Annotated in this window: 4 protein-coding genes, 1 tRNA gene and 1 other RNA gene; 4 read left to right on the top strand and 2 right to left on the bottom strand. The window is 59.3% G+C overall.

Features of this window, described 5'->3' with window-relative positions; all coding sequences use genetic code 11:
• Nucleotides 1-175 precede the first annotated feature (175 nt).
• Nucleotides 176-312, top strand: a non-coding RNA gene (locus tag AC22LX_RS24735) — RtT sRNA.
• A 351-nt stretch (nt 313-663) separates the two neighbouring features.
• Here AC22LX_RS24735 and AC22LX_RS24730 read toward each other — a convergent pair.
• Together AC22LX_RS24730 and AC22LX_RS24725 are read right to left on the bottom strand one after the other, a co-directional pair.
• Complete coding sequence (locus AC22LX_RS24730; protein WP_163311010.1) at nt 664-894, bottom strand: hypothetical protein; 231 nt, start codon at nt 892-894, stop codon at nt 664-666.
• A gap of 49 nt (nt 895-943) precedes the next feature.
• Nucleotides 944-1,849, bottom strand: a complete 906-nt coding sequence (locus AC22LX_RS24725) for a LysR family transcriptional regulator (protein ID WP_015367227.1) — start codon at nt 1,847-1,849, stop codon at nt 944-946.
• Nucleotides 1,850-1,964: 115 nt separating this feature from the next.
• On the opposite strand from AC22LX_RS24725, the gene AC22LX_RS24720 reads away from it, so the two are divergent.
• The 3 genes from AC22LX_RS24720 (at nt 1,965) to AC22LX_RS24710 (ending at nt 3,756) form a co-directional block, all read left to right on the top strand.
• A complete protein-coding gene (locus AC22LX_RS24720; RefSeq protein WP_049059470.1) occupies nt 1,965-2,825 on the top strand; it encodes a pirin family protein in 861 nt (286 codons plus the stop codon).
• Between the two features lie 19 nt (nt 2,826-2,844).
• On the top strand, nt 2,845-3,522 hold the full coding sequence (locus AC22LX_RS24715; protein ID WP_045393608.1) for an isochorismatase family protein: 678 nt from the start codon (nt 2,845-2,847) through the stop codon (nt 3,520-3,522).
• A gap of 146 nt (nt 3,523-3,668) precedes the next feature.
• Nucleotides 3,669-3,756, top strand: a tRNA-Ser gene (locus AC22LX_RS24710).
• The last annotated feature ends 4 nt before the right edge of the window (nt 3,757-3,760 follow it).

Here is a 3,760-nt window from a genome sequence, read left to right as displayed (position 1 = left end):
TCCGTACGGGGGGATGAGAACCCCCGACCGGGGTTCGACAACTGGCGCAGCCAGTTGGACAGTCCGCGAACGCAGTAAGCGGGCTGCCCCGCAGGGGCGAGCGAAGCGAGTCAATCCCCCCCTCACCGCCATATTCGAGATGAGAGCTCGTACGAAAGTACGGGCTCTTTTCTTTTATATTCTCCGTACGGGGGGATGAGAACCCCCGACCGGGGTTCGACAACTGGCGCAGCCAGTTGGACAGTCCGCGAACGCAGTAAGCGGGCTGCCCCGCAGGGGCGAGCGAAGCGAGTCAATCCCCCCTCACCGCCATATTCGAGATGAGAGCTCGTACGAAAGTACGGGCTCTTTTCTTTTATGTTCTCCGTTGGGGGGGACGAGAACCCCCGACCGGGGTTCGACAACTGGCGCAGCCAGTTGGACAGACCGCGAACGCAGTAAGCGGGCTGCCCCGACAAAAACGCCGGGAGCGTTTTTGAACAACGCCTGCGTTGGCCCCGAAGGGGCGAGGCCCATGGATGGGCCGAGTAACGGCGAGCGAAGCGAGTCAATCCCCCCCCCTCACCGCCATATTCGAGATTAAAGCTCGTACGAAAGTATGGGCTTTTTTTCACATGTGGCACCGCCGCCCTTCCCGGGGTCGGCATAAATGCCTCGCCCGGGCTACCCATCCCAAAGGCCGCACCACCAGCCAGTAGCCCGGCCAAGCGAAGCGCCGCCGGGAATTCCGCAGGCCGCACCAGCCAGTAGCCCGTCCAGGCGCAGCGCCGCCGGGAATCCCACAGGCCGCACCACCAGTAGCCCGCCCAGGCGCAGCGCCGCAGGGAACCCCGCAGGCCCCGCCACCAGTAGCCCGTCCAGGCGCAGCGCCGCCGGGAACCCCGTAGGCCGCACCACCAGTAGCCCGGCCAGGCGCAGCGCCGCCGGGGAAAAAGAGCCTAAGCTAATCCTCTTCCATGCGCTGATACTCCTCGCTGAGATAATCCACCAACGCTCTGACGGAAGGTAATAAACCGCGCCGCGAGGCAAACACCGCGTGAATGACTTCCCGTCGCGGTTGCCACTCATCAAGCACGATTTCAAGCTCCCCTGATGCCAGCTGATCGCGCACCATTAATAAAGGAAGCTGTACCACGCCAACGCCCGCCATAGCCGCCTCGCGCAGCGCCAGCATATCGCTGGTCACCATTCGCGGGGTGAAATAAACCTCGGCTCGCGCCCCCTCCGGGCCGGTCAATTGCCATTTATGCTGATGTTTTCCGGCGCCAATACTTAGCCCCGGCCAGGTACTCAATTCCGCCGGCGCCTGTGGGCGCCCAAGCCGAGCGATCAGCGCCGGACTCGCCACCAGGCGATGGCCGCGATCGGCCAACACCCGCATGACCAGGTCGCTATCTTCAAATGGCCTTGGCCGCACGCGGATGGCCACATCAACCCCCTCGCCCACCACGTCCACCCGCCGGTTAGTGGCTTCAAGATGTAGCGTCACCCCTGGGTATCGCACCATAAAGCGCGCCAGCATCGGGCCAACATGGGCATGCAACAGGGTTACCGGACAGGTGAGCTTAACGCTGCCGCGCGGTTCAGACTGCAGCGTTTCTACCGCCTGATGCGCCGCTTCGGCTTCTATCAACATCGCCTTGCAGTGTTGATAGAAGGTTTGGCCGACTTCCGTTACGGCGAACTGTCGGGTGGTTCGTTGAATCAGGCGCACGCCCAGGCGTTCTTCCAGTTGCGCAATGCGGCGGCTGAGTTTGGATTTAGGCTGGTCAAGCGCCCGACCGGCAGCGGCAAAACCGCCATGGTCTACCACCTGAACAAACCAGGCCAGGTCGTTGAGATCCTGCATCCTTTTCTCCATCGTTCCATTTTTAGAACAGTATAGGTCATTTTCGCTATCTACCGGAATATTAGCTCCAGATATAAGCTTATTCACATCAGATACAGACATGCAGGAGATAACCATGAAACAGATTACTGGCGTTTACACCGCTCCTTCGCAGCACTGGGTGGGCGACGGTTTCCCGGTTCGCTCAATGTTTTCTTACCAGACCCACGGCGAACAACTGAGCCCGTTCTTACTGCTCGACTACGCCGGCCCGCACACTTTTCCGGCGGGAAACGGTAAACGCGGCGTCGGCGAACATCCGCATCGCGGATTCGAAACCGTCACCATTGTCTACTCCGGTGAAGTAGAGCATCGCGACTCAACCGGCAGAGGCGGCGTTATCGGCCCTGGCGACGTGCAGTGGATGACGGCAGGCGCCGGGATCCTGCATGAAGAGTTTCACTCCGAAGCGTTCACCCGCTCCGGCGGTGAACTGAAAATGATGCAGCTGTGGGTCAACCTGCCGGCGAAAGACAAAATGACGACTCCGGGCTATCAGAGCATTACCGCAGACGTCATTCCGCAAGCGACGCTGGAAGACGATGCCGGGACCGTCAGAGTGATTGCCGGGCGTTACGGCGATGTCGCCGGCCCAGCGCACACGTTCTCAGCGTTGAACGTGTGGGATATGCAGCTCAAGCAAAGTCACGATGTGACGTTGCATCAGCCGGAAGGCTGGAGCACCGCGTTGGTCGTACTGGAAGGCGAAGTCACCGTTAACGGTACGGAAAACGCCCGGGAAGGACAGCTGGTAGTACTGAGCCAGAAAGGCGAAGCCTTCCATCTGGAAGCGGGCTCCGACGCGAAGGTTCTGCTGATGGCCGGCGAGCCGCTGCAGGAGCCGATCGTGGGCTACGGCCCGTTTGTGATGAATACCAAAACGCAAATTGCCGAGGCAATTCGCGATTTTAACAGCGGCCGTTTTGGCCAAATCTAACGAAATTGAGGTGAAGAATATGTCTACTCCAGCTAACTTTAACGGTTCTCGTCCGGTGATTGATGTTAACGATACCGCGATGTTGTTGATTGACCACCAAAGCGGCCTGTTCCAGACCGTCGGCGATATGCCGATGCCGGAACTGCGCGCTCGCGCCGCCGCGCTGGCGAAAATGGCATCCCTTGCCGGGATCCCGGTGATCACCACCGCTTCCGTACCGCAAGGCCCGAACGGCCCGTTGATTCCGGAAATTCATGAGAACGCGCCGCATGCGAAATATATTGCGCGTAAAGGCGAAATCAATGCCTGGGACAACCCGGAGTTTGTCGCCGCGGTGAAAGCGACCGGGCGCAAAACCTTAATCATCGCCGGTACCATTACCAGCGTCTGCATGGCTTTCCCGGCAATTGCCGCCGTCGCCGACGGTTATAAGGTGTTTGCCGTTATCGACGCCTCGGGTACCTATAGCAAAATGGCGCAGGAGATCACCCTGGCCCGCATAGTCCAGGCCGGTGTAGTGCCAATGGATACTGCTGCGGTAGCCTCTGAACTGCAGCGCACCTGGAACCGTCCGGATGCCGCCGAGTGGGCTGAGGTGTATACCAAAGTCTTCCCGGCGTACCAGTTGCTGATTGAAAGCTACAGCAAGGCGCAGGATGTCGTGAAGAACAACGAAAAGCTGGATTCCCAGCGTTAAAATAGCTGCCCCGTCGATGAATCGACGGGGCAGTGTTCATTGCTTAACCGAACGGTAAAGAAAGAAAAAAATATGCTTGACCGTTTTAGCGCAACTCCCTATAGTAGCGCCCCGTTGCCCACCCAAGGTGAGCAGCAAGACAATATGGTGAGGTGTCCGAGTGGCTGAAGGAGCACGCCTGGAAAGTGTGTATACGGCAACGTATCGGGGGTTCGAATCCCCCCCTCACCGCCATATT

It is taken from the genome of Klebsiella sp. PK01, assembly GCF_057624675.1.
The sequence above is the reverse complement of the archived record's forward strand: the minus strand, read 5'-3'. Positions and strand labels throughout refer to the sequence as shown.

What these genes read in the sequence shown, in the direction of transcription:
- AC22LX_RS24725 (WP_015367227.1), bottom strand. Translation starts at nt 1,849, where the DNA reads ATGCAGGATCTCAACGACCTGGCCTGGTTTGTTCAGGTGGTAGACCAT.
- AC22LX_RS24720 (WP_049059470.1), top strand. Translation starts at nt 1,965, where the DNA reads ATGAAACAGATTACTGGCGTTTACACCGCTCCTTCGCAGCACTGGGTG.
- AC22LX_RS24715 (WP_045393608.1), top strand. Translation starts at nt 2,845, where the DNA reads ATGTCTACTCCAGCTAACTTTAACGGTTCTCGTCCGGTGATTGATGTT.